We start from the raw sequence: 24,862 nt of genomic DNA, 5'->3' as shown, positions 1-24,862 counted from the left end.
TCCTTAATCAAACATATTACCGATCAAATTTTTCATTCGGTCTGTGAATGTAGTTTTTTGTTCTTGTTTGCTATCATTACTTGCTGCTGGAATTTCTTGAGCATCCACTGGAGATTCAATCTTCTCAGCATTGTATGCAGGTACTACCGGTTGTGCTGGAGCAGCAGGTTGTGGTTGTACTTGTGGTTGCACAGGTCGATCAAATTGAATCGGTTGTTGACGCAAGACTTCGTCTCCATGAACCGCAGCTTGAGCAATAATATCCACATCTGTCAAATTGCCTGCATATTCAGACAAGCTAATTACATGGGCAAAAGCTGGATTGCGAATTCCAATTTGATTTGGAACAAACAATTTCACATTTACACCAAAGACTTCTTGAGCCAATTCTTCAACACCAGGAAGGATCGCTCCTCCACCGATAATCACAATACCACCAGGAAGATCCAACAAATGTCTTCTCTCAAGATCTTGTTTGATTTGCTCAAAGATGTGTTTGATACGTGCTGAAATGATTTCAGCTAAGTACTTCTCAGTCACTTCAACTGGCTCTACTTCACCGATGACTTCTACATGGAAGACTTCGTTTCCAGCAGATGGCACATAGGCTTCACCGTAGTTGAACTTCAAGCCTTCTGCCAATTTTTGAGAAGTTTTCAATACTTTAGAAATATCTTTGGTAACATAATCGCCACCTTCTTGATAGATATTTGTAAATTGAAGTTCTTGGCTACGAACAGATGCCACCGTTGTTTGGCCACCACCCATATCGATCACCGTTGCTCCGAATTCACGTTCGCCTTCATTCAAGACTGTTTTGATCATCGCAAGCGGTGAAATGATGATGTTTTCAACTTGTAAGCCTGCACGTTCAACGGTTTTACGCAAATTGTGCAAGATTGTACGAGGTCCTGTATAAAGAAGACCACGCATTTCAAGTCGGATCCCCATCATTCCGCGTGGATCACGGATTCCTTGGAAACCATCAACTGTGAATTCTTCAGGAATGAAGGTGATTACTTCACGATCCGGTGTCATACTTTTTGTGAGTGCAGATTTGACAACATTTTCAACATCTGCATCTGTGATTTCTTTTGAATCACTTGTGACTGGAATCATTCCTTGAGTTGCTTCGATTTGTAGTAAGTTTGCAGGCAACCCAACATTGACTAGATTGATTGAAATCCCTGCTTTTTCTTCAGCTTGGCTGATTGCATTTTTAATTGCATTTGAAGCAGCTTCGATATCTACTATAATTCCATCTTTGACGCCAGCACTTTTTGCATTGCTGACTCCAATTACATTCATTTCTCCATTGACATGTTCTGCCACCAATACTTTTATTGAACTAGTACCGATATCTAAACCTGTAAAAAAGCCGTCTCTAGCCATTACACCAGTCCTCTCTCTTTATTTGTTTTCACTTTACATCTATTTATAGCCCTTTTAGTTGGAACTATCCAAACTTCATTATATCACAAAGAAGCCTAAAATGGACATTTTTTCTTCAATTATTTGAGATAATTTATGGGCTTTACTCATTCCCAGAAGAATTTTCTCCTTCTGGATTCTGTTCTTGATTCTGTTCTTGGCTTGCTTCCTCAGAATGTTCTTCTTGCTTTTCTGGACTTTCAGCCTTTTCTTTTTCAGCTTGCTCTTTGGCATCTGCGATGGATTGTTCACTATAGCTGAAGATTCCAGCCTCCATATCAATGGTGGAATCATCGTCTAATTGCTTACTAATGGCTTTATAATAAGGAAGCTTGCGGGTAATTTGGGAAATAGGCACCAAGATTTTATTATCGTTTTTCATGGTGATGGTCACCAGATCCTTGGTGACCTTGCTCGGAGTCAGATCTACCGAAACAATTTTATCCGTAATGGAAGAAGATATAGACTTCATTTCTTGGACAAATTGTCTAACCAATTCTCGATCTGAGAATTTTAAGCTAATATAGGAGGACGGCAATTCCGAAGCTGGAGTTACTGTCTCCACTACTTCTCCATTTTCCAATACTGGATAGTGGTCTTCTCCCGTCACATAATAGGCAACTACTTTGTGTTCCACGACATTGACTTTAAAGGTCACCGGGAATTGATAATGCATGTGAACCTCTTTAATCCATGGACTAGCCGTTTTCATATTTTGTTTATAGACCGATTTATGAAGGAAGGTCGTCAGAGTATAATCTTCTTCTTTGATGCGACTTTTTTCATACAAGAGTTGCTGATCAACCGCTTTATTCCCTGAAAATTCAATCACTTTCTGTGTGGACAAGGGACTTAAAAAATAGATTGAGAGAAGGGCGACAATCGAGCTGATTCCGATTACCGGAAGGGCACGATAGATATGGCGTTTTGCCACTGTCGGTTCCTTCTTTGGCTTTTTCGTCTTTAAGCCTTTAAAAAATGAAGGCCTTTTCTCTTGCTTCTCTGAAGAATCTAGCTCCTCTACAGCCGGATCATCCTCTTCTCCTTCTGAACTTTCTCCATCTGCTTCTGGATCCTCTTCGGCCTCAGATTCATCTTCCTCTTCAGACTCTTTTCGTTCGTCAGATTCTTCCTCTGAGACGGAAGCTGTTTCTTTTTCTGAAAGGTCTTCGTCTTCTTGTGCTTCTTCGCTTTCAGTTTCCTCTTTTTCAGCTTCTTCCGCTTTTTCAAGCGCTTTTTTTTCTAAATATTCTTTGTTTCTTTTTTGCCAGGCTGACAATTCTGTAATTTTGTCATCCGTTGGCGTTTTTTTATTGTCGTCCGTCATCTTTTCCCTTACTGATATCTTTTTGAAGCAGGCCATAAAAATCGTCTAGTGAAAGGAGTTCTGTCGATTTTTCCATTGCTTGGTGGTAGACTTGGCTTTGCTTCAACATTTCTTGAATGGTTTCATTAAAGGTTTCGAGCGTCAATTGATCTTCCTGCAATTGCTCTGCATAACCTTTATCCACAAAATATTGGGCATTTTCAATCTGATCGCCACGGCTGGCTTCTTTTCCTAGCGGTACGATCAGGTGGAGTTTGTTCATGGCTAAGAGTTCAAATAAGGTATTGGCTCCACCTCTAGTCACCACTAAATCAGCCTTCTGGAGCATGGGCAAATACTGATCGGTTACATAATCCACTCGATACAAGCCACCCTCAGCCTGATTCAATGTTGAATCGCCCGTCAAATTGATGATATTGTAGTGGTGCAAGAGCTCTGCTTGATGCTCTGTCACAAATTCATTAAAGACACGCGCACCAGCTGATCCTCCGACAAAGAGAAGGGTCGGCAAGTCTTTTCGGAAACCTTTTGTTTTTTCTTCTAAAACTTCTGAAGTTGGCGGAATATGATCTGTGACCTTGGTTACCGCACCGATATGCTCACTCTTTGTCAAACCATGTGCTTGCTCAAAAGTCGTGTACATCTTGGTAGCAAATTTATAAGCAATTTTATTGGCCAATCCCATCGAGAGATCGGACTCATGGATATAGACAGGAACACGCGTGAGTCGGGCTGCGATCACTGGTGGCACAGAAACAAATCCTCCTTTTGAGAAGAGAACTTGTGGGCGCACACGAAGCAGGATTGCAATGGACTGGAGCGTCCCCCAAGCCACCTTGAACACATCCATCATATTTTGGAAAGAGAAATAGCGGCGCAATTTCCCCGTTGCAATTGAATGGAAGCGCACGTCTAAGCCAGACTTTTTGATCTCTTGGTATTCGATTCCTTTTTTGTCTCCAATATAATGGACTTCCCATCCATCTTCGATAAATTTTGGAATCAAGAGGAGATTAAGGGTCACATGTCCCACGGTTCCCCCACCAGTAAACATTATTTTTTTCATCTTATTTCAACCCTTTTACTGTAGCAAGGAATTCATCCCCACGCACTTCAAAATTCGGATACATATCCCAGCTGGCATTGGCAGGACTTAGTAGCACAACATCTCCGGGGCTAGCCAAGTCGAAGGCTTTCTTTGTAGCATCCGCTACATCTGCCGCATCAACATAAGAGACGCCAGCTTTATCTGCTGCGCGTTTCACTCGAGGAGCTGATTCCCCTAGAATCACCATTTCCTTTAAACCAGTAATGTGAGGCACCAATTCATCAAATTCATTGCCACGATCGAGCCCCCCTGCAATCAAGATCACCTTGTTGTTATCAAAACCAGAAAGGGCTTTTTGTGTTGCTAAAATATTAGTCGATTTACTATCATTATAGAATTTGACACCTTGAATTTCATCCACATATTGAAGGCGGTGTTTGACACCTCCAAAGGCTGACAAGGTTTCTTTAATGACCTCATTCTCCACACCCCGGACTTTTGCAACCGCAATCGTTGCCAAGGCATTCTCTACATTGTGGCTTCCTGGAACACCCAGTTCATCCGCACGCATAACAACTTCTCCCTTAAACTTGAGAAGTCCATCTTCCAAATAAGCCCCATCCACTTTTTCGACCGTTGAAAACGGAAGGACCCTTGCCTTGGTTTTTGTAGCCAGTTCCTTAGCCAAGTCTTGATTGAAGTTCAATACAATGACATCTTTTTCTGTCATATTCATTTGAAGATTCCATTTGGCAGCTACATAATTTTCAAAAGAACCATGATAGTCGATATGGGTTGGCATGAGGTTGGTAATCACTGCAATCTCTGGATGGAAGGCTTCAATTCCCATCAATTGGAAAGAAGACAATTCCATGACCAGAACATCCTTTTCTGTTGCTGTTTGTGCAACTTGACTAGCTGGAAAACCGATATTCCCAGACAATAAACCACCTTGGCCGGCAGCTGTCAAGACTTCCCCGATCATGGTTGTCGTCGTCGTTTTTCCGTTTGATCCTGTAATCCCAATAATTGGCGCATCCGAAATCAAATAGGCCAATTCCACTTCAGTGAGGACGGGAATGCCCTTTTCAAGCGCTTTTTCAACCATCGGATTGGAATAAGGGATTCCTGGATTTTTGACCATGACTGCAAAGTCTTCATCCAACAGTTCCAGAGGGTGACCTCCTGTCACAACTTTAATCCCTTCTTCCAGTAAACTTTGTGCTGCTGGATTTTCTTCAAAAGGTTTGCCATCATTGACGGTCACAATTGCTCCTAAGCGATCCAACAAACGGGCAGCTGACTCGCCTGACTTAGCCAAACCTAATACAAGAACCTTTTTATTTTCAAATTGTTTCACAAATTTCATGATTTCTTCGCTCCATTTTTATCACTCTCTATTTTACCTTTTTTTAGCAAAATTAAAAAGCCCAAAGGGCTTTAAAAATCAGGTCAGCGTTTATTTTTTCTGTTTGGTCGTCATTTTGGAAATATCCACCAAAGCCAGGTAGCCAACAAAGGCGAGAAAGGCACCGACAAAAAACTCAGACGGTAGTTGGAATATCTGAAAAATGGCCAGACAAGTCAGTACGATAATGGAGACGATTAAGACCACCATTGTGACACTGTTTAAGGTACCACGAATACTTTTTGGGGTCATAAAAAGGTAAAAAAGGAGAATCAAAATCCCTAAGATAAAATAGACCATTTTGTTTCTCCTTTCTTTCCGTATTATTCAGCAGCTGCTGATTTTTTCTTTTTATTTGCTTTTTCGCGTTCTGCTTTGTTCAAGATTTGTTTCCGCAAACGGATAGATTCAGGTGTTACTTCCATGTACTCGTCGTCGTTCAAGAACTCAAGAGATTCTTCCAAGGTCAAGATACGAGGAGTCTTGATAACCGCTGTTTGGTCCTTAGTAGCGGAACGAACGTTGGTCATTTGTTTTGCTTTCGTAATGTTTACGGTCAAGTCGTTCTCACGAGAGTTTTCACCAATGATCATTCCTTCGTAAACTTCTGTACCTGGATTGACAAAGATCGTACCACGTTCTTCGATAGACATGATAGAGTAAGTGGTTGCTTTTCCGTTATCAATTGAAACAAGAGCACCACGGTGACGTCCACCGATTTCTCCTGGAATCACTGGCAAGTATTGATCAAAGGTGTGGTTCATGATTCCGTAACCACGTGTCATTGACAAGAACTCTGTTGAGTATCCAATCAACCCACGCGCTGGAACAAGGAAGACCAAACGAGTTTGACCGTTACCTGTTGCAACCATATCCAACATTTCACCTTTACGTTCAGAAAGGCTTTGAATAACAGATCCTTGGTATTCTTCTGGTGTGTCGATTTGAACGCGCTCAAATGGTTCACATTTGACACCATCAATTTCCTTGATAATAACTTCTGGACGAGATACTTGAAGCTCGTATCCTTCACGACGCATGGTTTCAATCAAGATAGACAAGTGCAATTCCCCACGTCCTGAAACTGTCCATTTATCAGGTGAATCAGTTGGGTCAACACGAAGAGAAACGTCTGTTTGCAATTCCGCTTGCAAGCGTTCTTCGACTTTACGTGAGGTCACCCATTTTCCTTCACGACCAGCAAATGGTGAGTTGTTAACCAAGAAGGTCATTTGAAGCGTTGGTTCATCGATGTGAAGGATTGGAAGAGCTTCAACTGCGTCTGTCGGTGTGATGGTTTCTCCAACGAAGATATCTTCCATACCAGAGATAGCGATCAAGTCACCCGCTTTAGCTTCTTGAATTTCACGACGTTCCAAACCAAAGAAACCAAAGAGTTTGGTAACACGGAAGTTCTTAGTCGTTCCATCCAATTTAGAAAGAGTTACTTGGTCCCCAACTTTTACAGTACCACGGAAGACACGTCCGATACCAATACGTCCAACGAAGTCGTTGTAATCAAGCAGGGATACTTGGAATTGAAGAGGCTCATCTGAGTTATCAACTGGAGCTGGGATGTGATCAATGATGGTATCAAAGATCGGTGCCATTGTGTGCTCTTGATCAGCTGGATCATCTGAAAGTGAAGAGGTTCCGTTGATCGCTGATGCATAAACAACTGGGAATTCCAATTGGTCATCATCCGCACCTAATTCGATGAAGAGTTCAAGAACTTCATCTACAACTTCTTCTGGACGAGCAGATGGTTTATCGATTTTGTTGACAACAACGATCGGAACAAGATCTTGTTCCAAGGCTTTTTTCAATACGAAACGCGTCTGAGGCATGGTTCCTTCGTAGGCATCAACGACCAATACAACCCCGTCAACCATTTTCATGATCCGTTCCACTTCTCCACCGAAGTCCGCGTGTCCTGGTGTGTCCATGATATTGATTCGAGTTCCGTTATAAGCAACGGCTGTATTTTTAGCAAGGATCGTGATCCCACGTTCTTTTTCAAGATCGTTTGAGTCCATTGCACGTTCTTGCAATTCTTTACGTTCATCCAAGGTGTGCGATTGTTTCAACAATTCGTCTACCAAAGTTGTTTTACCATGGTCAACGTGGGCAATGATCGCAACGTTACGAATATCTTCTCTTAATTTTGTCATGATTTCCTCTATAAAATTTTAAATAATATTTCTAACTGAACAATTATACCACAGTCCTATCTAAAAAACACAGTTCAGCTAGTTGTAAATGTTTTCATCTTCATTTCTTTTCTCTGACTCGATTTCCTTTTCTTTTCATGATACACTGATGATAAGAATTTCAGAAAAAGAGGCTCCCATGAGATTAGATCAATTGATGGCAGACCATCAGTACGCTCGTAAAGACATCAAACAACTTTTGGCCCGAAGGCAAATCTTGGTCGATCACCTACCAGCTCAAAAGCTATCCCAAAACATCGACCCTGGACTCCAACAGATTCAAATCGGGGAACGGATCATTCAAGAACCGCGTCACCACTACTACATGCTCCATAAACCAATTGGAGCCGTGACCGCCAAAAGAGACGCCCACCATCTAACGGTGATCGAGCTAGTGGACCCCCAGCAAGAGTACCCAGACCTCTATCCACTTGGTCGCCTCGATCGCGATACCAGTGGTCTGCTCCTCCTCACAGATAATGGTCCCTTAGGCTTTCAACTGCTCCATCCTCAATACCATGTGGAGAAGGTCTATGAGGTAGAAGTCAATGGCCCGCTTTATGCAGCCCACATCGAGCAATTTCAGAATGGGATTTCATTCACAGACGGTCCTATCTGCAAGCCGGCTTCCTTGACCATTCTAGAAAGTACCCCCAGCTACAGCAAGGCCCAGGTCCGAATCTCAGAAGGAAAATACCACCAAGTGAAAAAGATGTTTTTAGCCATTGGGGTCAAAGTAATGACCTTAAAACGCTTATCTTTTGGCCCCTTCACCTTGGATCCTCAGTTAGCACCTGGCGAAAGCCGAACTTTAAATGAGGTAGAACTCACATGGGTCAAAGATTTCCTTGAAAAAACGAGATAAAAAAGCTCTAACCACACATGTACTGACCCCAAAAAGTTAGACAATTAATTTAAGCAAAGGATTTAGTTCTGTATTGTACAGGACTAAGTCCTTTTAGTTTTACCTTAATTCGTTTGTTGTTGTAGTAATCAATATAGTCGACAATAGCTTGTTCCAAGTGCTCAAGTGACTGAAACGTATTCTCATAACCATAAAACATTTCAGACTTAAGAATGCCAAAGAAAGATTCCATCATACCGTTATCTGGGCTATTTCCCTTACGTGACATAGATGGTTGGATTCCCTTATTCTTTAAAAAATGATGATAGAAATCGTGTTGGTATTGCCATCCTTGGTCACTATGGAGAATTGTATTTTCGTAATGGTTCGCTGTAAAGGCTTGTTCTAGCATAGCTTTCATTTGTACTAAGTTCGGCGAAGTAGAAAGATTGTAGGAGATAACTTCGCTGTTAAAGCCATCTAAAACTGGTGATAAATAAAGCTTTTGGCTGCTTGCTGGAATGGCAAATTCTGTCACATCTGTGTAGCACTTTTGCATTGGTTTGGTTGCTTCAAATTGACGTTGAATAAGGTTATCTGCTTTCTTGCCAACCTCTCCTTGGTATGAAGAATACTTCCGTTTACGGCGAATTCGAGCCGTTAAACCAAGTACTTTCATAAGACGCTGCACCTTCTTATGGTTCACTACGAAGCCACGATTTCGTAATTCTAGAGTCATGCGACGATAGCCGTAATTTCCTTTATGCTCAGTATAAATTGACTGAATTTCAGCTTTAACTTGATCATCCTTATCGCTTTGATCCAGCTGTTTTAAGTGATAATAATAAGTTGAACGGGCAAGCTTAATAATCTTTAGAAGGATATCTAAAGAAAACTCTGCTACCAATCCTTGAACAATTTTCGTTTTTCTTCTTGCTCTTTTTCCTCCTTCAATCGGAGTTCTCTCAACTTTTTTAGAACAGCATTCTCCGCTCTCAGGTATTCATTTTCTGCTTGAAGACGTTCTAACTCTGTCATTTCTTCAGGTTTCTTCTTTGGCTTGCGTCCCATTTTAGGTGCTCTCCCTCTTGTTTTCTCAACAATAGTATACCCATTTTTCTTGTATTGTGCCAGCCAATTTGGAAGCATTCCTTGGTTTGGGAGAGCATAATCTAGAGACACCCTTATTTGTGAACGACCTTCAAGCAGAACTTTATCAATAATTTCTCGTTTTAATTTAGGAGAATAATAACGATTCTTCCCCTTTTTGACGAACTCTATACCGTAACGATCAATCAATTTAATCATGTACCTAAGATTAGGAATATTTATCCCGAATATATTTGAAAGCTCTTTGAAGCTTCGCCCTTGTTTTCTAAGTTCATATATTTGAACCTTATCCTTATATGTCAATTTCATAATAAAAACACCCCAAAAGTTAGATTTTTTCTGTCTAACTTTTGGGGTGCGGTTCAACATTTGGTGCAGTTAGAGCTCTTTTTTATTAGGCGTCTTTTTTCACTTTCCCATTCCAAGAATCAAGACCATAAGACAAGACATAAATGTCTGTATAACCTTTTTTCTTGAGAAAGAGAGCCGCATTGGTTACTCGAGAACTACGGCTATTCTCATAGAGCAAAATTGGTTTGTCTTTGCGCAAGGCTGCAAGACTCAACTTCAACTGAGTAGAAGGAATGTTGCGTGCTCCTAAAATATGCTTGGCATGAAACTCAGCTGGCTCTCGCAAGTCAATCAACTGCCCTTGACGAATCAGCTCTTCAAAAGTCGCATTGTCCACAAATTTAGCAGCTTTACGGATGCGGAAATAATTAAACGCCATCCATCCAAATACTCCTAAAATAGCCAACCAAACAATGATATTTCCCATCACTCTACCTCACTCTTTTTCAAAAATTCTAATTCTTGCTTGTGTTCTCTTCTTAAAACAGTGTCAGCTTCTAAATAATCGAGCCGCTCCATCAGGCCTGCATCATAAAGACGTTGAAGCTCAATTTTCATCAATTCGATGTCATAGAGGCGCTTCCCTACGTAAATGATGATTCCAAAACGTTTTAAAAATTGTTGAACATCATACAGGTTTTTCATGTTCATTATTGTATCAAATTTAGAAAGGCTTTACAAGATTTTCAAGCAAATGATGACATTTTTCGATTGCTTTACGAATAAATAAGTATGATCAACTTTTATTTTTTTACCATCGGTACTTGTATCGCCTCTTTTTTGGGACTAGTTGTCGACCGTTTCCCAAACCAATCCATTCTCGCTCCTCGTAGTCATTGTGATCACTGCCAGCACATCCTTGGAGTTTGGGATCTCATCCCCATTATCTCGCAACTACTCCATCGTTTTCGCTGTCGCTATTGTCATCAGACCTATCCATTTTGGTACTGCCTTTTTGAGGTCTGGAGTGGCCTACTCTTTTTAGCCTGCGTCAATGGTTTCCTTTCTCTGTCTCAGCTTCTAACACTACTGGGAGCTGCCGTTTTAGCCATTTATGACCTTCGCTTTATGGAATACCCATTGGTCATCTGGTGCTGTCTCCATGCCCTGGTCATCTTTTTATCCGGTAGTAATCTCCTCATGCTGATCTTTTTACTCCTTGCGATCGGAGCTCACTTTTTCTTTATCGGAATGGGAGCAGGAGATTTTCTCTTACTAGCTACCTTTTCGCTAAGCTTTTCTTCTACCCAGATCCTCATTCTCATTCAGATCGCATCCATCTTAGGTATTCTCGTCTTTGCTCTCAAAAAAGAAAGAGACCGGATTCCCTTTGTTCCCTGTCTCTTTCTCAGTTATCACGCTTTACTGCTTTATACGATGTTTTGCAGATAAGATTGCTTATTTTGTAGCCTTCGCTTCTAGATAATCGGCGATGGCAGCTACGTCCTTGTCCCCACGTCCGGAAACGTTGATGATGATGATCTTGTCTTTATCCAGTTTTGGAGCACGTTTAACCGCTTCTGCAATCGCGTGTGAGCTTTCAATGGCTGGGAGAATTCCTTCTGTCTTACTGAGAAGAAGAAGGGCTTCTACTGCTTCATCATCTGTCGCTGCTACATATTCGACACGACCAGAATCTTTAAAGAAAGCATGCTCCGGGCCAACCCCTGGGTAGTCCAAACCAGCAGAGATCGAGTAAACTGGCGCTACTTTTCCATCTTCGCCAAAGACAGCATAGGTCTTCATACCATCAACCACACCGATAGTCCCTTTGGTCATGGTCGCTGCGTGTTGATCGGTGTCCAAGCCATGTCCAGCTGCTTCTACCCCAATCAAGCCGACTTCCTCTTCTGCGAAATATTCAGAAAAGGCACCGATGGCATTAGAGCCACCACCGACACAGGCAATCACATAATCCGGCAAACGACCTTCTTTTTCCAAGATTTGACGTTTAGATTCTTCACTGATCACCTTTTGGAATTCATGCACAATGGTTGGGTAAGGGTGAGGGCCAACAGCAGAACCCAAAACGTAAAAGGCATCCAGATCCGCCATCCATGCTCCAAACGCAGCATCAACGGCGTCTTTCAAGGTCTTAGTCCCGGTTTCAACCGCATGAACGGTTGCCCCCATCATTTCCATGCGGAAGACATTCAAGCGTTGGCGTTCCACGTCTTCTGCCCCCATGTAGACATCACAGGCCATACCGAACTTAGCTGCCGCAGCTGCTGTAGCCACACCGTGTTGACCTGCTCCTGTTTCAGCAATCACGCGAGTTTTGCCCATGCGCTTAGCCAAGAGGATTTGCCCCAAGACGTTATTTAATTTATGCGAACCTAGATGATTCAAGTCTTCGCGCTTCAAATAAATTTTTGCCCCACCTAAATGATCTGTCAAACTTTCCGCAAAGTAGAGTGGTGTTTCGCGTCCAGAATAATCTTTCAAATAATGTTTGTATTCTGCGATAAATTCTGGATCATTTTTATACTGTTCAAAGGTTTCCTCTAATTGATTGAGCAAGTTTTGAATGGGTTCTGGTACGAAAGATCCACCAAATTGTCCGAAATAGCCTTTTGTTTCTGTCATGATTGTGTCCTCTTTTCTCTATCTTCAATCTTGTTTATGATCTTTTTCTCTCGCGGGCCCTTTGAGCTGCAGTCTCACTGGGTTCCTATGAGATACAAAAAACCTCACACAGAAAAATCTGTGTGAGGACGATTCGATACCGCGGTGCCACCTCAATTGTAGGAAGCTATTTTTTCTCCTACATCTCTGACCTGTCTAACAACAGGGTGCACGATAAGGTGTGCTCACCGAATTTTTATTGTTTCAAATTCATTATCATAAACGCATCAGCCCATTTCAAGATTCACCACTGCTTGTTCGCAATCACCACAAGCTCTCTGGAAGTGAGAAAAATCTCTACTTTTCTGATGTCTTGAAGCTATTATAGCTCCCGCTTCTGATTTTGTCAACAAAAATTTTAAAAAGTGGTTAAAATGTTCGGATTTTACATTTCACCATTTTTTGCTAGCAATCGTGCTCTGCAATACTGAAAGCCTAGATAAGCCAGATAAGCCCCTAAGGTATTGGTCCACAAATCATCTAGCTCAAAGACACGATTGGCATCAAACAAGAGATCTAACAGAACTTGGCTGCATTCAATCCACAAGCTCATCGCAAAGCCGAAGCACAAGACCCGTTTGCGGCTCCTCAACCAGGGCCATAGCCAGAGAAGTTGAAAGACCAGCGGGCTTAACAAAAAGATATTGGCTATATTTTGGAGAATGACCTTAATGAGTTGGAGGACACTGGTGATCTGACCAAGATTCATCACCGAATTAAGAGGAACCAGCAGGACGACGATACGACCGAAATGTTGAATACCCGGTGTTTCCATACCTGGCTCTGGCTGTTGGGGCAAAAAACACATCAGACACAAGAGGATAAAATAGAAGAAGCTGCCACTCCGTAACAGCCTTCTTCCTCTTTTTGTTAGTTCTGTATGATCGATCAGCCCTTGTTTAAGGTTGCGCATGTTCAACAATCGCTTTCTCCCGATCCCGTTTCATGGTATTTGAACGCAATTGGCCACAGGCAGCATCAATATCTGTACCGTGCTCTTGACGCACTACACAGTTAACACCTTGTTTTTTCAAGGTATCATAGAAGGCCATGACCCGTTCTTTTGGACTCCGGCTATATTGGTCATGCTCACTGACAGGATTGTAAGGAATCAAGTTAACATAAGACAATTTCTTGATATTCTTGAGCAATTCTGCCAACTCTAAGGCTTGCTCGACCCCATCATTGACTTCATTGAGCATGATGTACTCAAAGGTCACCCGACGGTTCGTAGTCTCAATATAGTATTCAATCGCCGCAAACAATTTTTCAATTGGAAAGGCCCGGTTGATCTTCATGATGCTAGAGCGCAAGTCATTGTTTGGTGCATGAAGAGACACTGCCAAATTGACCTGCACACCTTCATTTGCAAAGTCACGAATTTTATGAGCCAAACCAGAAGTAGACACGGTAATATGACGAGCACCAATCGCTAATCCCTTGTCATCGTTGACCGTCCGGATAAATTTCAAGACATTGTTATAGTTGTCAAATGGTTCTCCGATTCCCATGACAACGATATGGCTGACCCGTTCATCTTGGCCACGCTCGTCAAAGTATTTTTGGACCAACATGATTTGAGACACGATTTCCCCATTGTTCAAATCGCGTTGTTTTTTGATCAAACCAGAAGCACAGAAGGTACAACCGATATTGCATCCTACCTGAGTCGTTACACAGACAGATAAACCGTAGTGCTGACGCATCAAGACGGTTTCAATCAACATGCCGTCTGGTAATTCAAAAAGATACTTGACCGTTCCATCTGCTGACTCTTGCACGATTCGTTGCTTGAGTGGGTTGACGACGAATTGATCATTTAACTTTGCAATCAAGTCCTTAGAAAGGTTGGTCATTTCTTCGAAGGACTGGACGCGTTTGCGATAGAGCCATTCCCAGATTTGTGCTGCACGGAATTTCTTTTCGCCGTTTTCTTCCGCCCAATCAATCATATCTTGGCGTGTTAAACTATAAATGGATGGTTTCATTCTTTCTTACTCCTCTTTTTGTCGAATCACAAAATGACGTTTGTTGTCTGTTTTCGTTGTCTTTTTGGTCTCAGCAGACGGTCTTGTTTTTTTCGAGTTTTTCGCTGGTTGTCCCTTGTCGCGTTCTCGTTTTTGGAAACGATCTTTTTGTTTGCGATTGCGCGAACGCTTCTTAGGCTCTCTTTCTTCTGATTGAGCTTTTTTGACCGGTGATTTCTTATCAAAGGAAGCACGATGAGGTTCCTTATTTTCAAGGACAAAATAAGCACAACCATAGCTACAATATTCTAACAAATAATCGTCTAAGCGACTTAATTTATCCATCGTTGCAACATCGCGCTCTTCCTTATAGAAGCCACGCAAGCGCAACTGCTCATTGCTCCAATCACCAACAATGTAATCAAACTTGGTTAAAATCTCAGAAAATCGCTGACCAAAAACAGTCGCATCAAAAGCTTCCTTCTCATTTTTCAACAGCTCAAAGGAGAGGTTTTCTGAACGGATTTGGTCTCCTACCTGATGAAAGACAGGTCCAGGAAATTTATTGTAATTATATAATTCAGGGTCAATCTCTTTTCGCATAGTGTTCCTTCATCAAAATCTATTTACTGTAACACTTTATTTTATCATAAATTTGATGACTTGCGTCAGATTTGACTAGAAAAGAGTTGAAATTCCTTTGAGAGCAAAAAGAGAGTGGGATAGAAATCGGTAACTCGTTACAATTCGATTTCGTCGTCCCACCTCCGCACAGTTGAGTAGGGCTGTAAAAGCTGATGAAATCAACGTAGTAGAGCCCACTCAACCACTGCGTCTTGCTCGACAATCCAAAAATAATTGAGAGGCTAGAACTTTTGTCCCAGCCTCTATGAATATTCATTGCCGGATGCAAGTGGCAAAAAAAGAGTAATTTTGGTATAGCTATTTGCCTTAGAATCAATCTCCATATGATAGGCTTCGCCAAATTGAAGATGCAATCGTTGGTCCACATTTTTCAAGCCAACACCTCCTAAACGAAGAAGGGTTTGGGCTGTTGATCCTGATCGGTCAAACCCTCGTCCATTGTCAAAAATCGATACGCAGGCGTAGTCTCCACTGACTTCAGTTGTCACTCGAATGAGACCTGGCCGATCGATCTCTTTAATGCCATGGTAAATCGCATTTTCCACTAAGGGCTGAAGCACTAATTTCGGAAGCTGATAGTCGCCCAACCGTTCATCTTCTAGAATTTCATAGTTGAGCTTTTCACCATAACGTTGTTTTTGAATGAAAAGATACTGGCGGACATGGTCGATTTCATCTCTCAGTAGGATTTGTTCCTGGCCTTGGTTAAGAGCCAGTCGAAAATATTGAGCCAGAGACTTAGTGATGTCGACCACGCGCCGACTATCATTAAACTCCGCCATCCAGACAATCGTATCCAAGGTATTGTAGAGGAAATGCGGATTAATCTGAGCCGAAAGTGCCCGCAACTCGTACCGCCGTGCGTTCTGCTCCTCTTCCTTAACCTGTTGCATGAGGTTATCGATTTGGTCCAACATGGCATTAAACGCTTGAGCGAGGGCCACCAATTCTGGAGATCCTTTGGCTGCAGCCCTCACGTGAGCATCTCCTGCTCCAATCCTCAAAATGATAGTCTGAAGGTCTTGTAAGGGTTTGATCCACAAACGCAGAACAAAGCCGATCCCTATCAAACACATGATCAAAGCTAGTAATCCTAGACCAATGAAAGAGTACAGGAGTTGCGACTGCAGCATCTGAAGTCCTTCAAGTGAAGCCACTCCAATCAAGGTCCAATCGCTATCTGGAATCGGAACCTGATAGATAAAATTCTGTCCTCCTTTAGCATAGCCATCTGTCACAGCAATATAGGGCTGCATGGCCTGCATTTCTTGGCTGGAGGAATAGACCGCCTTTTTAGGATGGTAGACAAACTCATGCTTTTGATTAATGATAAAACTAAAGCCTTGTCTCCCTAGTTGAAGGTGATCCAAGTAAGCCTGAAGGCTATCGTAGCCAATATCCAAGCGTACTACTCCGAGATTTTGGCCAGTCTGATCGACCACTTCTTGGGTAATAGAAACCACCCATTTTTCTTTTTCCGAAGTCAAAGATTCCTTTCGAGCTGGCGTCAAAACTGGCATGGCTCTTTCTTTAATCGCCTCTTGATACCAACTTTCATTCATCATATCTGAAGAAGTCTGCATGCTGATTTTGGAATCTGTCGCTACCAGACGTCCATCCTTGGTCACCAAGACCGCTGAGACCAAGTCCGGATCCGTTTCAATCATCGTTCGCATCAGGTGTTGAACCGTTTCTTGATCCGCACTCCTATCTTGGGCAAATTGTCGAACAGCCTGTTCCTGGCTAAGCACCGTCGTCGTCTGCTTTAATTTTTTTAGATAGGAAGTGATAAACTGACTGCTTTGATCGATACTATTTCTTGTCGTCCGCTCTGTTTGCTGGCGGATCGTCCCTGAACTCGTTTGATAATAGAGACCACCAATAAGACCAAAAAGTAGGAGAATGAAGAGAAAAAAGTAGAGGACCAGCTGAATCAGCAAGGGATATCGTTTCATTCATGCTCTCCTTTTTTGTACTGCCTTGGTGTCACCCCAACAACCTGCTTAAAGCGTTGAGAAAAATAGTTCATATCTTCAAAACCAACCTGATCGGCGATCTCATAAATTTTTAAATCTGTCGTGAGAAGCAAGAGTTGAGCCTTCTTCATTCGCTCTTGAATGAGGTAGTCTTGGAAGGGGAGTCCCAATTTTTTCTTGATCAATACACTTAGATACGAGGCACTGAAACCAAGTTGATAGGCCAGATCCTTTAGAGTTAACTGAGAGTCTGCTAAACGAGCATGAATGGCTTCTTCCAAGTCTGTCGAATAACCCTGACTGACCAAATCTTCGACTTGCGCTTTCTTACGCTCTTGATCAAGTTTTCCTTTCACCTTTGCTAACATCTCTTCAATATCATCTTTTGAAAAAGGCTTCAGCAAATAATCATCTGCACCTAACTTGATGGCTTTCCTTGCAAACTCAAAGTCATCATAACCTGTCAAAAAAATGATATGGCAAGACGGAGATTGTTCTTTGACGAGATGAGCCAGATCCAAGCCATTCATTTGTGGCATATTGATATCGGTTAGAAGGATATCGGCTGGTTGCTCTTGAAACTTCTCCCAAGCCTCACGCCCATTTTTAGCCTGGTTGATGACGGTCATTCCAAACTGTTCATAATCCACTAAGGAAGTCAGACCCTGCCGGATAAGCTCTTCATCTTCCACAATCATGATCGCATACATGTCTTTCACCTACTTGTCTTTGCTATACTTATTATAGCAAATTATGGTTCCAAATGTCTCAGACGTAGTCCAATAAATAACCGTAGCCCTTTTCTTTCATTTCTGCTTTGGGAATGAAGGTAATAGACAAACTATTGATGCAATAGCGAAGGCCGCCTTTTTCCTTGGGACCATCGGTAAAAACATGGCCCAGATGAGAATTTCCTACACGGCTCCGAACTTCTGTCCGAGTCATATTGAAACTCTTATCCTCCTTATAGATGGCCACATCAGGACTAATAGGTCGACTGAAACTCGGCCAACCACAACCAGAATCAAATTTATCCTTAGAGGAAAAGAGCGGCTCACCAGTCACGACATCTACATAAATACCGGCATCAAACTGATCCCAGTAACGATTGGAGAAGGCCCGTTCGGTATCATTTTTTTGTGTCACCGCATACTCTTCAGGAGATAACTTCTTTTTGATCTCCTCATCGCTTGGCTTAGAATAGCGACTAGCATCTATAACAGGATAAGAAGCCTGATTGACATCGATATGGCAGTACCCATTCGGATGTTTCTTTAGATAATCCTGGTGGTAGTCCTCAGCCTTGATGAAATTGGTCAGTGGCTCTTTTTCCACTGCTAACGGTTTGTCGTATTTTTTTGCTTCTTCTTCAAAGACTTGGTTAATGGTTGGAAGGTCTTCTTGGGAGACATAATAGACACCTGTTCGGTATTGTGTTCCTTGATCATTTCCTTGACGATTCTTCGACGTTGGGTCGATAATCCGGAAATAATGCAGGAGCAATTCTTTCAGAGATACCTTCTTGACATTGTAGGTGATGTGAACTGTTTCAGCATGGCCTGTTTGAGGGACCAATTCATACTTGGTCGTTTCTCCCTTTCCATTGGCATAGCCTGATACGGCATCAATCACACCTGGAACACGGGAGAAATATTCCTCTACGCCCCAGAAGCAACCACCAGCCAAATAAATTTCACGATGATCCTTTGGATCAACCGTTTCATTTGTTTCCTTTTTGGCTACTGGAGTCTGACTCATCGATACTTTTTTAATCATCTCAGTGCTTGTTTCTGATTGATCCATTCCGTTTGCTCCCTTACTAAAGAAAAAGAAACCAATCGATAGCAAGCCAATGAGAAGGATAGCAAACACTTTCCATTTTGTTTCCATTGTCTATCTCCTTACTGCATGTTCTCTAGGGTCTTGAGGATATCCTCTTTATTCATATAGCCAATATGACTCTTTGCTAAAGTCCCATCACTATTGATAAAGAGCGCCGATGGATAAGAACGAATCCCATATTCTTTGAGCAGTTCCCCTTTACTATCTAGCAAGACTGGGAAATCCTTGTAATCCAAAGACTGGTACCAGTTTTTGAAATCTGCTGCTGATTTTTCGCCATTAAAGGTTGGAGCTACAACGGATAAAACCACATAATCCTTACCTGCCTCTTCTTTTGCCAACTCATTGGTATCCTCTAATGTCGACAGGCAAATAGAGCACCAGGAAGCCCAAAATTTGAGGTAAACTTTCTTCCCTTTGTAATCGGATAAGCGGTAGGTCTTGCCATCCACTCCTTGCAGGCTAAAATCCTTCACTTTCTTGCCAGATGGTTGCCTAGCCCCAGCTTTGGCTGTTTGTTGGTTCATGTTCTTATTGGAAGTAGCCATTCCTTGACTCGAACAAGCCCCTAAAAGTCCAGCGCATACGAATCCTGCAGCTACTAAAGCTAATTTCTTCATCATTATTACCTCTTTAAACAAGGAGAAAGTCATCCTCAGATGACCTCTCCCATCTTTCATTCCTTGTCTGATTTCATATCAGATGATTCACTCTTTTCATTTTTCATTTCTGAATCGCTAGATTTCATCTCATCTTTTTTCATATCGTCCTTCATTTCAGAACTGCTGTCAGACATCATAGATGAATCTTTCATGTCTTCTTTTTTCATTTTATCATCGGACATGGATGAATCCTTCATGTCATCCTTCTTCATATCGTCCTTCTTCATATCGTCCTTCTTCATCATACTACTATCGTCCGTTTTTTTCATATCTGAATCTGATTTCTGTCCAGAACAAGCTGCTAAAGTGACGATGCTAAGTGTAGCAATAGAAAGTGCAAGAATTTTTTTCATGATTTTTCTCCTTTAATCATTCAAGATTAGTGAAACAAAGATGCGAGGCTATTAAGATTTCCTAGCATCAGCAAGATGCCCATCAAGACGATGAGGGCACCACCAATTTTTTTCAAGGTTCCCATATGGGGCTTGAGTTTAGCAAAATGTTGTAGAACCCAGCTAGAAGCTAGAGCCAAGACTAAGAAGGGGAGCGCCAATCCTAATGTATAGACCAGCATCAGGAGAGCGCCTTGCAAAGCACCATCTCCTCCAGAAGCGGCAATGGCTAGAACAGAACTCAGAACTGGTCCGACACAAGGGGTCCAACCAAAACTGAAGGTGACCCCTATCAGAAAAGCATTGAAGAATTCATTGCGCTCCCGATTCTTATTGAGTTGGATGGTCTTTTGCTTTTGGAGTTGTCTCAGATTGATCACTTCCATTTGGTGAATCCCTAATAGGATCACAATCCCTCCTAGCAGATAGCGAAACCATGGAGCATAAAGCACCTGGCCAAGGGCCCCTGCACCGTATCCTAGAATCAGGAAAACAGTTGATAGACCTGCGATAAAACAAAGAGTCTTCACCAAGCCGTACCAAGAAATATCTCTTCCAAAAATCCGAACAGTTTTCACACGTTCAGAATCCAATAGAATCCCTACATAGACTGGCATCAGTGGCAAAATACATGGGGAGAAAAAGGATAGAACTCCCGCTAAGAATACTGAAATGGAAAACAAACTGGTTTGAATCATTTCACTACCTCCCTTTCTTTCTGATACCAGTATAAAGAAAAAATCCCTCTAAAAATAGAGAGATTGATAAGCAAAAACTTGAATTTGATTAGAAGGTGAATCTTCCTATCTGCCAACTCTACCTCGTACTTTCAAGTACGAGACTGATCTAACAAGATACTTCTAATTCTTCTTCAAATAATCAATAGCGTCTTGAAGGGTTTTGACGGGGACAATTTTCATCTTCGAATGAATTTGTTTCGCTGCTTCTTTCGCTGTTTCATAGTTTGATTTGGCCTTGGGATTGGCTTTCTTTTCTTCTTTGGAAACAGGATTATTAGGGGCAAAGAAAATTTCTGCTCCTTCTTTATCGGCTGCGACGACTTTCTTGTCAATCCCACCGATGTCGCCAACCGTTCCATCTTGGTTAATGGTTCCTGTCCCTGCAATATGGCGTCCCTGACGAAGATCTGGATCAGCCACTTGGGTGTAGATAGCTAGGCTAAACATCATGCCGGCACTTGGTCCACCAATCCCTTGAGTCGCAAACTGGACAGGAACATCTCCTTTGGCTTCAGTCCGGTCGATCAGGCTAATCCCGATTCCGTTTTTCCCGTTAGACAATTTGATGATCTTTCCGTCTGCGGTCTTGGTTTGTCCATCCTCAATATAGGTCACTGAAACAGGGTCGCCAATTTTTTGAGAACCGACATAGTCAATCAATTCTTTGGAACTCTTAAAGGTCTTGCCATTCACACCGGTGACGGTATCCGCAATGTTCAAGATTCCCTTAAAAGTCGAGTCATCTGCTACCTGCATAACATAAACACCAAGAAAGTCCATCTGGGTTTCTTTTCCAGCTGTCTTTAACCCTTGGTAGATGGCCATATTTTGCGAGGTTTCCATATAGAATTGGTTAATCCGTGTAAATTCTTGGCTCGAACTACCACCTGTCATATCCTTGGCAGAGTAGATATCTGTAAAAGGTGTCGCCCAAGCATAGATCAAATCAGCCGGGGTCGCTTCTTTCACTGCCACGGTTACAAAGTCATAAGACCCTGACTTGGTATCCATTTTTCCATCCACTGTCATGACCGATCGAATATCTTCTGCCGTACCCGGCATCTCAATATAATAGGGAAGGCGAATCACAAAAGCAGCTAGCAAGAGGAGCAAGAAAAGAACGCCTGCAATCGGCCATCGGTATTCTTTCAACCGTCCTTTTTTCTTTTTAGTGGTCAAGCTTGGTTTATTCGCTTGTGTCATCTTTGATTTCCTCCATTACACTCTTTGGGACATAAGGTGAGATATCCTGCTGAAAAGCCAGCAACTCTCGAATACGCGTTGAACTAATGGCCTGGTAAGGAGGCTGGGCATAGAGATAAACCGTCTCCAATTCAGGCGCCAACTGGTGATTAAAATAATCCATATTGGCTTCGTATACCAGATCCTGTGCATTGCGCAAGCCCCGGATCAAGGTGATGACCCCAAGATTGCGCGCCACTGTCACAGCCAACTCTTGAGTTGACGTCACAATTTCAACATTTTCCAAATGAGCCAAGGCCCCTTTCACCATGCGCACGCGCTGCTCAATAGAAAAGAGTCCGACTTTTTCCGGATTATAAAAAATTCCGACATAGACACGGTCAAACAAGCGACTAGCTCGCTCGATCAATTGCACATGCCCAATGGTAATCGGATCAAACGATCCTGTAAACAATCCACTTCTATCTGACATATACTGTTACCTTACTAATTCCATAGATTTTTTCTTTCCAGATTCCCACTTGTCCGATTTCCTCAGGAAGTTCTACGTGTTTATCGGTTTCGCACACAATCATGATGTCCTCTGACAAGAGATGGCGCTCGCACAAGGTTTCGATATCGCGAACAATCTCTTCCTTGGCATAAGGAGGATCTAAGAACACCAAATCAAAGGTGCCCGTTAAAAGCCCCAAGGCTTGTTTGGCCTCCATTTTTAGCAGTTGAAACCGTTCCTTTTCCTTGGTCATGGCAATATTGGCTGCTACAATCTCCTGCGCTCTACGATCTCGTTCTACTAGAACGGCCTCTGACATGCCTCGAGAAACGGCTTCGATAGAGAGCCCACCGCTTCCTGCATAGAGATCCAGCACTCTTCCACCGTCAAAGTAAGGACCAATCATATTGAACATAGCCCCTCTGACCTTATCAGAAGTCGGCCTGGTTGTTTTTCCTTCAAGTGTTTTGAGGGGGCGTCCCCCATAGGTTCCAGATACTATTTTCATAGGGACCATTATACCAAAAAAAATCAGAAAATTGCGATTTGATATGGTCAAGCGACAACTAAGAGAGGCTGGGACAAAAGTCCTAGCCTCTCAATTATTTTTGGATTGTCGAGCAAGACGCAGTGGTTGAGTGGGCTCTACTACGCTGATTTCATCAGCTTTTACAGCCCTACTCAACTGTGCGGAGGTGGGACGACGAAATCGAATTCTAACGAATTACCGATTTCTGTCCCACTCTCTTTCTTTCCTTATAGGATATTTTCATATTCATCACGGACAGATTGAGGCCAGACACTTGTTTGGACTTCACCGATATGTTTCTTACGAAGCAAGAACATAGCCAAACGAGATTGTCCAATCCCTCCACCAATTGTAAGTGGGAAGAGACCGTTTAACAAAGCCTTGTGCCACTCTAATTGGAGACGATCCTCGTCCCCTGTGATCGCAACCTGACGGCGAAGCGTATCTTCATCAACACGGATCCCCATTGAAGACAACTCAAAGGCTGAACCTAGAACGTCATTCCAGACGAGGATATCGCCATTTAATCCCTTGTAGCCATTTTCAGACTCTGTTGTCCAGTCATCGTAGTCAGGTGCACGTCCATCGTGTGGTTTGCCATCTGCAAGCTCTCCACCAATCCCGATCAAGAAAACGGCTCCGAATTCTTTGGCAATGGCATTTTCACGCTCTTTTGGAGTTAAATCTGGATAACGTTCCACCAATTCTTCTGTGTGAACGAAGGTAATTTGTTTTGGAAGAACTGACTCAATATCATAGCGCGCTTCTACTGCTAGTTCTGTTAAACGAATCGCCTTGTAGATTTTTTCAACCGTTTCTTTGAGGTAGGCGATATTGCGTTGACCATTTGGGATGACTTTTTCCCAGTCCCATTGGTCTACATAAACAGAGTGGATAGCGTCTAGCGAATCTTCATCTGGACGAAGAGCCTTCATATGGACAAAGAGACCTTCTCCTTCGCCAAAACCAAAACGTGCCAAGGTATGGCGTTTCCATTTTGCAAGTGAATGCACGACTTCATAAGTCTCATCAGGAATTTGAAGGACCTTTACAGATACCGGATGTTCAATCCCAGAAAGGTTATCCTGCATCCCGTCTCCGACCTTACTCAAAATTGGCCCTTGGACTTCAATGATATCCAATTTATCTTTTAAATACTGCGTAAACGTCGTTTTAACAAACGAAATTTCTTTTTGTTGGTGGATAAAACTTTTTTTCATATAGTTCCTCATTTATAGACATTTTAGAATTGATTATACTCCTTTTTCAATCAAAATCAAGTCTTTTCATTCGTTTTCAACTGAATTTTTCTCTTGCAAAAAGGATTCATTTTTGATAAACTATACGTAACCTTTAAAACGTTACGTAGGAGAAGCGACATGTTTGATGCAAAAAAACTAAAAGAAAGACGCCTGGAAAAAGGCTTGACCCAAGCATATGTCTACGAGGATCTCAAGATTTCTCGCAAGACTTACTCCAGTTGGGAGAATGGCTTAGCGGAGCCACACGAAAAAAATCTCAGGAGGTTGGCCAAGCGCCTCTCCGTTAAAGAGGACTACTTTATTAACAAAGACTCCGCACTCTACACCTACCCTTTATTAACCCCACCTCATCAAAAGAAAGTCGACCAGTTGGCCAGCCAGTTATTGGAACAGCAGCAAAAAGTTGTTTCCTTGACTGCTTATAAGGTTCTTTCGATTGAACTAGCAGCCGGTTTAGGACACACCTTTTATGACAACGAAACGGACTATGAAACTGTCTATTTTGATCAAGAGATCCAGCACGATTTCGCTTCTTGGGTATCCGGAGATTCGATGGAACCTCTCTATCCCAATGGCTCTGTTGCCCTCATGAAGCAGACTGGTTTTGACTATGATGGTGCTGTCTACGCCCTCATCTGGAATGGAAAAACCTACATCAAGAAAGTCTATCGGGAGGCTGAAGGCTTGCGCTTAGAATCCATCAACCCTGACTACGATGATTTATTCGCTCCCTATGAAGACGAGCCCAAAATCGTCGGCATTGTGGTCGGGCATTTTCTTCCACTCGAGGTTTAAAT

The 24,862-nt window shown here is 42.3% G+C and carries 26 protein-coding genes and 1 other annotated feature; of the genes, 3 read left to right on the top strand and 23 right to left on the bottom strand.

Annotation, left to right across the window (positions count from 1 at the left end):
* Nucleotides 1-3: 3 nt before the first annotated feature.
* The 6 genes from ftsA to typA all read right to left on the bottom strand — a co-directional run bounded on the left by ftsA (nt 4) and on the right by typA (nt 7,385).
* Nucleotides 4-1,392 (bottom strand): cell division protein FtsA, encoded by a 1,389-nt coding sequence (ftsA, locus tag TZ97_RS01745; RefSeq protein WP_045759166.1) that lies wholly within the window; start codon nt 1,390-1,392, stop codon nt 4-6.
* Nucleotides 1,393-1,534: 142 nt separating this feature from the next.
* A complete protein-coding gene (locus tag TZ97_RS01740) occupies nt 1,535-2,758 on the bottom strand; it encodes a cell division protein FtsQ/DivIB (RefSeq protein ID WP_045759165.1) in 1,224 nt (407 codons plus the stop codon).
* Entirely contained in the window at nt 2,742-3,824 is a 1,083-nt protein-coding gene (locus tag TZ97_RS01735; protein ID WP_045759164.1) for a UDP-N-acetylglucosamine--N-acetylmuramyl-(pentapeptide) pyrophosphoryl-undecaprenol N-acetylglucosamine transferase, read from the bottom strand. Before TZ97_RS01735 ends, TZ97_RS01740 begins: the two co-directional genes overlap by 17 nt.
* 1 nt (nt 3,825) lies before the next feature.
* A complete protein-coding gene (murD, locus tag TZ97_RS01730; RefSeq protein ID WP_045759163.1) occupies nt 3,826-5,175 on the bottom strand; it encodes a UDP-N-acetylmuramoyl-L-alanine--D-glutamate ligase in 1,350 nt (449 codons plus the stop codon).
* 90 nt (nt 5,176-5,265) lie between these two features.
* Complete coding sequence (locus TZ97_RS01725) at nt 5,266-5,514, bottom strand: DUF3165 family protein (RefSeq protein ID WP_004219693.1); 249 nt, start codon at nt 5,512-5,514, stop codon at nt 5,266-5,268.
* A gap of 23 nt (nt 5,515-5,537) precedes the next feature.
* A complete protein-coding gene (typA, locus tag TZ97_RS01720; protein WP_045759162.1) occupies nt 5,538-7,385 on the bottom strand; it encodes a translational GTPase TypA in 1,848 nt (615 codons plus the stop codon).
* A 178-nt stretch (nt 7,386-7,563) separates the two neighbouring features.
* On the opposite strand from typA, the gene TZ97_RS01715 reads away from it, so the two are divergent.
* Nucleotides 7,564-8,289 carry a 16S rRNA pseudouridine(516) synthase gene (locus TZ97_RS01715; protein WP_045759161.1) on the top strand — a complete coding sequence of 242 codons (726 nt, stop codon included), beginning with the start codon at nt 7,564-7,566 and terminating at the stop codon, nt 8,287-8,289.
* Between the two features lie 49 nt (nt 8,290-8,338).
* On the opposite strand, the gene TZ97_RS10120 is transcribed toward TZ97_RS01715, so the two are convergent.
* The 3 genes from TZ97_RS10120 to TZ97_RS01695 form a co-directional block, all read right to left on the bottom strand.
* Nucleotides 8,339-9,687 (bottom strand): IS3 family transposase gene (locus tag TZ97_RS10120; RefSeq protein WP_152620226.1). Its coding sequence is split into 2 segments (ribosomal slippage): nt 8,339-9,237 and nt 9,237-9,687, totalling 1,350 coding nucleotides; the frame shifts between segments, so codons are not numbered across the junction.
* Between the two features lie 85 nt (nt 9,688-9,772).
* Nucleotides 9,773-10,156 (bottom strand): rhodanese-like domain-containing protein, encoded by a 384-nt coding sequence (locus TZ97_RS01700; RefSeq protein WP_045759160.1) that lies wholly within the window; start codon nt 10,154-10,156, stop codon nt 9,773-9,775.
* Complete coding sequence (locus TZ97_RS01695) at nt 10,156-10,374, bottom strand: YqgQ family protein (RefSeq protein ID WP_003017930.1); 219 nt, start codon at nt 10,372-10,374, stop codon at nt 10,156-10,158. Before TZ97_RS01695 ends, TZ97_RS01700 begins: the two co-directional genes overlap by 1 nt.
* 87 nt (nt 10,375-10,461) lie before the next feature.
* On the opposite strand from TZ97_RS01695, the gene TZ97_RS01690 reads away from it, so the two are divergent.
* Complete coding sequence (locus TZ97_RS01690) at nt 10,462-11,121, top strand: prepilin peptidase (RefSeq protein WP_045759159.1); 660 nt, start codon at nt 10,462-10,464, stop codon at nt 11,119-11,121.
* 6 nt (nt 11,122-11,127) lie between these two features.
* Here TZ97_RS01690 and trpB read toward each other — a convergent pair whose 3' ends face one another.
* The 14 genes from trpB to asnA all read right to left on the bottom strand — a co-directional run bounded on the left by trpB (nt 11,128) and on the right by asnA (nt 24,023).
* Nucleotides 11,128-12,315: a tryptophan synthase subunit beta gene (gene trpB / locus TZ97_RS01685; protein ID WP_045759158.1), complete on the bottom strand. Its 1,188-nt coding sequence runs from the start codon at nt 12,313-12,315 to the stop codon at nt 11,128-11,130.
* A 121-nt stretch (nt 12,316-12,436) separates the two neighbouring features.
* Nucleotides 12,437-12,672, bottom strand: a binding site (T-box leader).
* Between the two features lie 67 nt (nt 12,673-12,739).
* Nucleotides 12,740-13,267 (bottom strand): VanZ family protein, encoded by a 528-nt coding sequence (locus TZ97_RS01680; protein ID WP_045759157.1) that lies wholly within the window; start codon nt 13,265-13,267, stop codon nt 12,740-12,742.
* Nucleotides 13,254-14,342, bottom strand: coding sequence for a dual-specificity RNA methyltransferase RlmN (rlmN, locus tag TZ97_RS01675; RefSeq protein WP_003005918.1), 1,089 nt, complete (start codon nt 14,340-14,342; stop codon nt 13,254-13,256). The genes TZ97_RS01680 and rlmN overlap by 14 nt, the downstream gene beginning before the upstream one ends.
* A gap of 6 nt (nt 14,343-14,348) precedes the next feature.
* On the bottom strand, nt 14,349-14,924 hold the full coding sequence (locus tag TZ97_RS01670; protein WP_045759156.1) for a YutD family protein: 576 nt from the start codon (nt 14,922-14,924) through the stop codon (nt 14,349-14,351).
* A gap of 284 nt (nt 14,925-15,208) precedes the next feature.
* Nucleotides 15,209-16,921, bottom strand: a complete 1,713-nt coding sequence (locus tag TZ97_RS01665; protein WP_045759155.1) for a cache domain-containing sensor histidine kinase — start codon at nt 16,919-16,921, stop codon at nt 15,209-15,211.
* Nucleotides 16,918-17,652: a response regulator transcription factor gene (locus TZ97_RS01660; protein WP_024054871.1), complete on the bottom strand. Its 735-nt coding sequence runs from the start codon at nt 17,650-17,652 to the stop codon at nt 16,918-16,920. The genes TZ97_RS01665 and TZ97_RS01660 overlap by 4 nt, the downstream gene beginning before the upstream one ends.
* A 58-nt stretch (nt 17,653-17,710) precedes the next feature.
* Nucleotides 17,711-18,832 carry a peptide-methionine (R)-S-oxide reductase MsrB gene (gene msrB / locus TZ97_RS01655; RefSeq protein WP_045759154.1) on the bottom strand — a complete coding sequence of 374 codons (1,122 nt, stop codon included), beginning with the start codon at nt 18,830-18,832 and terminating at the stop codon, nt 17,711-17,713.
* 11 nt (nt 18,833-18,843) lie between these two features.
* Nucleotides 18,844-19,404 carry a TlpA disulfide reductase family protein gene (locus TZ97_RS01650; protein WP_042759839.1) on the bottom strand — a complete coding sequence of 187 codons (561 nt, stop codon included), beginning with the start codon at nt 19,402-19,404 and terminating at the stop codon, nt 18,844-18,846.
* A gap of 56 nt (nt 19,405-19,460) precedes the next feature.
* Nucleotides 19,461-19,799, bottom strand: a complete 339-nt coding sequence (locus TZ97_RS01645) for a hypothetical protein (protein ID WP_023917420.1) — start codon at nt 19,797-19,799, stop codon at nt 19,461-19,463.
* Nucleotides 19,800-19,825: 26 nt separating this feature from the next.
* A complete protein-coding gene (ccdA2, locus tag TZ97_RS01640) occupies nt 19,826-20,536 on the bottom strand; it encodes a thiol-disulfide oxidoreductase-associated membrane protein CcdA2 (protein ID WP_023917418.1) in 711 nt (236 codons plus the stop codon).
* Between the two features lie 162 nt (nt 20,537-20,698).
* Nucleotides 20,699-21,781, bottom strand: a complete 1,083-nt coding sequence (locus TZ97_RS01635) for a SepM family pheromone-processing serine protease (protein WP_024054874.1) — start codon at nt 21,779-21,781, stop codon at nt 20,699-20,701.
* On the bottom strand, nt 21,765-22,253 hold the full coding sequence (gene coaD / locus TZ97_RS01630) for a pantetheine-phosphate adenylyltransferase (RefSeq protein WP_003011880.1): 489 nt from the start codon (nt 22,251-22,253) through the stop codon (nt 21,765-21,767). Before coaD ends, TZ97_RS01635 begins: the two co-directional genes overlap by 17 nt.
* On the bottom strand, nt 22,243-22,782 hold the full coding sequence (gene rsmD / locus TZ97_RS01625) for a 16S rRNA (guanine(966)-N(2))-methyltransferase RsmD (RefSeq protein ID WP_021152746.1): 540 nt from the start codon (nt 22,780-22,782) through the stop codon (nt 22,243-22,245). Before rsmD ends, coaD begins: the two co-directional genes overlap by 11 nt.
* Nucleotides 22,783-23,030: 248 nt before the next feature.
* Nucleotides 23,031-24,023 (bottom strand): aspartate--ammonia ligase, encoded by a 993-nt coding sequence (gene asnA / locus TZ97_RS01620; protein WP_003005888.1) that lies wholly within the window; start codon nt 24,021-24,023, stop codon nt 23,031-23,033.
* A 159-nt stretch (nt 24,024-24,182) separates the two neighbouring features.
* Between asnA and TZ97_RS01615 the strand changes: the two genes are divergently transcribed.
* Nucleotides 24,183-24,860 carry a helix-turn-helix domain-containing protein gene (locus tag TZ97_RS01615; protein WP_045759153.1) on the top strand — a complete coding sequence of 226 codons (678 nt, stop codon included), beginning with the start codon at nt 24,183-24,185 and terminating at the stop codon, nt 24,858-24,860.
* The last annotated feature ends 2 nt before the right edge of the window (nt 24,861-24,862 follow it).

The sequence above is a fragment of the Streptococcus parasanguinis genome, assembly GCF_000963275.1.
GTDB lineage: Bacteria > Bacillota > Bacilli > Lactobacillales > Streptococcaceae > Streptococcus > Streptococcus parasanguinis_B.
This window is presented reverse-complemented; position numbering and strand designations above follow the sequence as displayed.

Bases quoted from the DNA above. Each gene is read 5' to 3' on its own strand.
- ftsA (WP_045759166.1), bottom strand. From the start codon at position 1,392: ATGGCTAGAGACGGCTTTTTTACAGGTTTAGATATCGGTACTAGTTCA.
- TZ97_RS01740 (WP_045759165.1), bottom strand. From the start codon at position 2,758: ATGACGGACGACAATAAAAAAACGCCAACGGATGACAAAATTACAGAA.
- TZ97_RS01735 (WP_045759164.1), bottom strand. From the start codon at position 3,824: ATGAAAAAAATAATGTTTACTGGTGGGGGAACCGTGGGACATGTGACC.
- murD (WP_045759163.1), bottom strand. From the start codon at position 5,175: ATGAAATTTGTGAAACAATTTGAAAATAAAAAGGTTCTTGTATTAGGT.
- TZ97_RS01725 (WP_004219693.1), bottom strand. From the start codon at position 5,514: ATGGTCTATTTTATCTTAGGGATTTTGATTCTCCTTTTTTACCTTTTT.
- typA (WP_045759162.1), bottom strand. From the start codon at position 7,385: ATGACAAAATTAAGAGAAGATATTCGTAACGTTGCGATCATTGCCCAC.
- TZ97_RS01715 (WP_045759161.1), top strand. From the start codon at position 7,564: ATGAGATTAGATCAATTGATGGCAGACCATCAGTACGCTCGTAAAGAC.
- TZ97_RS01700 (WP_045759160.1), bottom strand. From the start codon at position 10,156: ATGGGAAATATCATTGTTTGGTTGGCTATTTTAGGAGTATTTGGATGG.
- TZ97_RS01695 (WP_003017930.1), bottom strand. From the start codon at position 10,374: ATGAAAAACCTGTATGATGTTCAACAATTTTTAAAACGTTTTGGAATC.
- TZ97_RS01690 (WP_045759159.1), top strand. From the start codon at position 10,462: ATGATCAACTTTTATTTTTTTACCATCGGTACTTGTATCGCCTCTTTT.
- trpB (WP_045759158.1), bottom strand. From the start codon at position 12,315: ATGACAGAAACAAAAGGCTATTTCGGACAATTTGGTGGATCTTTCGTA.
- TZ97_RS01680 (WP_045759157.1), bottom strand. From the start codon at position 13,267: ATGCGCAACCTTAAACAAGGGCTGATCGATCATACAGAACTAACAAAA.
- rlmN (WP_003005918.1), bottom strand. From the start codon at position 14,342: ATGAAACCATCCATTTATAGTTTAACACGCCAAGATATGATTGATTGG.
- TZ97_RS01670 (WP_045759156.1), bottom strand. From the start codon at position 14,924: ATGCGAAAAGAGATTGACCCTGAATTATATAATTACAATAAATTTCCT.
- TZ97_RS01665 (WP_045759155.1), bottom strand. From the start codon at position 16,921: ATGAAACGATATCCCTTGCTGATTCAGCTGGTCCTCTACTTTTTTCTC.
- TZ97_RS01660 (WP_024054871.1), bottom strand. From the start codon at position 17,652: ATGTATGCGATCATGATTGTGGAAGATGAAGAGCTTATCCGGCAGGGT.
- msrB (WP_045759154.1), bottom strand. From the start codon at position 18,832: ATGGAAACAAAATGGAAAGTGTTTGCTATCCTTCTCATTGGCTTGCTA.
- TZ97_RS01650 (WP_042759839.1), bottom strand. From the start codon at position 19,404: ATGAAGAAATTAGCTTTAGTAGCTGCAGGATTCGTATGCGCTGGACTT.
- TZ97_RS01645 (WP_023917420.1), bottom strand. From the start codon at position 19,799: ATGAAAAAAATTCTTGCACTTTCTATTGCTACACTTAGCATCGTCACT.
- ccdA2 (WP_023917418.1), bottom strand. From the start codon at position 20,536: ATGATTCAAACCAGTTTGTTTTCCATTTCAGTATTCTTAGCGGGAGTT.
- TZ97_RS01635 (WP_024054874.1), bottom strand. From the start codon at position 21,781: ATGACACAAGCGAATAAACCAAGCTTGACCACTAAAAAGAAAAAAGGA.
- coaD (WP_003011880.1), bottom strand. From the start codon at position 22,253: ATGTCAGATAGAAGTGGATTGTTTACAGGATCGTTTGATCCGATTACC.
- rsmD (WP_021152746.1), bottom strand. From the start codon at position 22,782: ATGAAAATAGTATCTGGAACCTATGGGGGACGCCCCCTCAAAACACTT.
- asnA (WP_003005888.1), bottom strand. From the start codon at position 24,023: ATGAAAAAAAGTTTTATCCACCAACAAAAAGAAATTTCGTTTGTTAAA.
- TZ97_RS01615 (WP_045759153.1), top strand. From the start codon at position 24,183: ATGTTTGATGCAAAAAAACTAAAAGAAAGACGCCTGGAAAAAGGCTTG.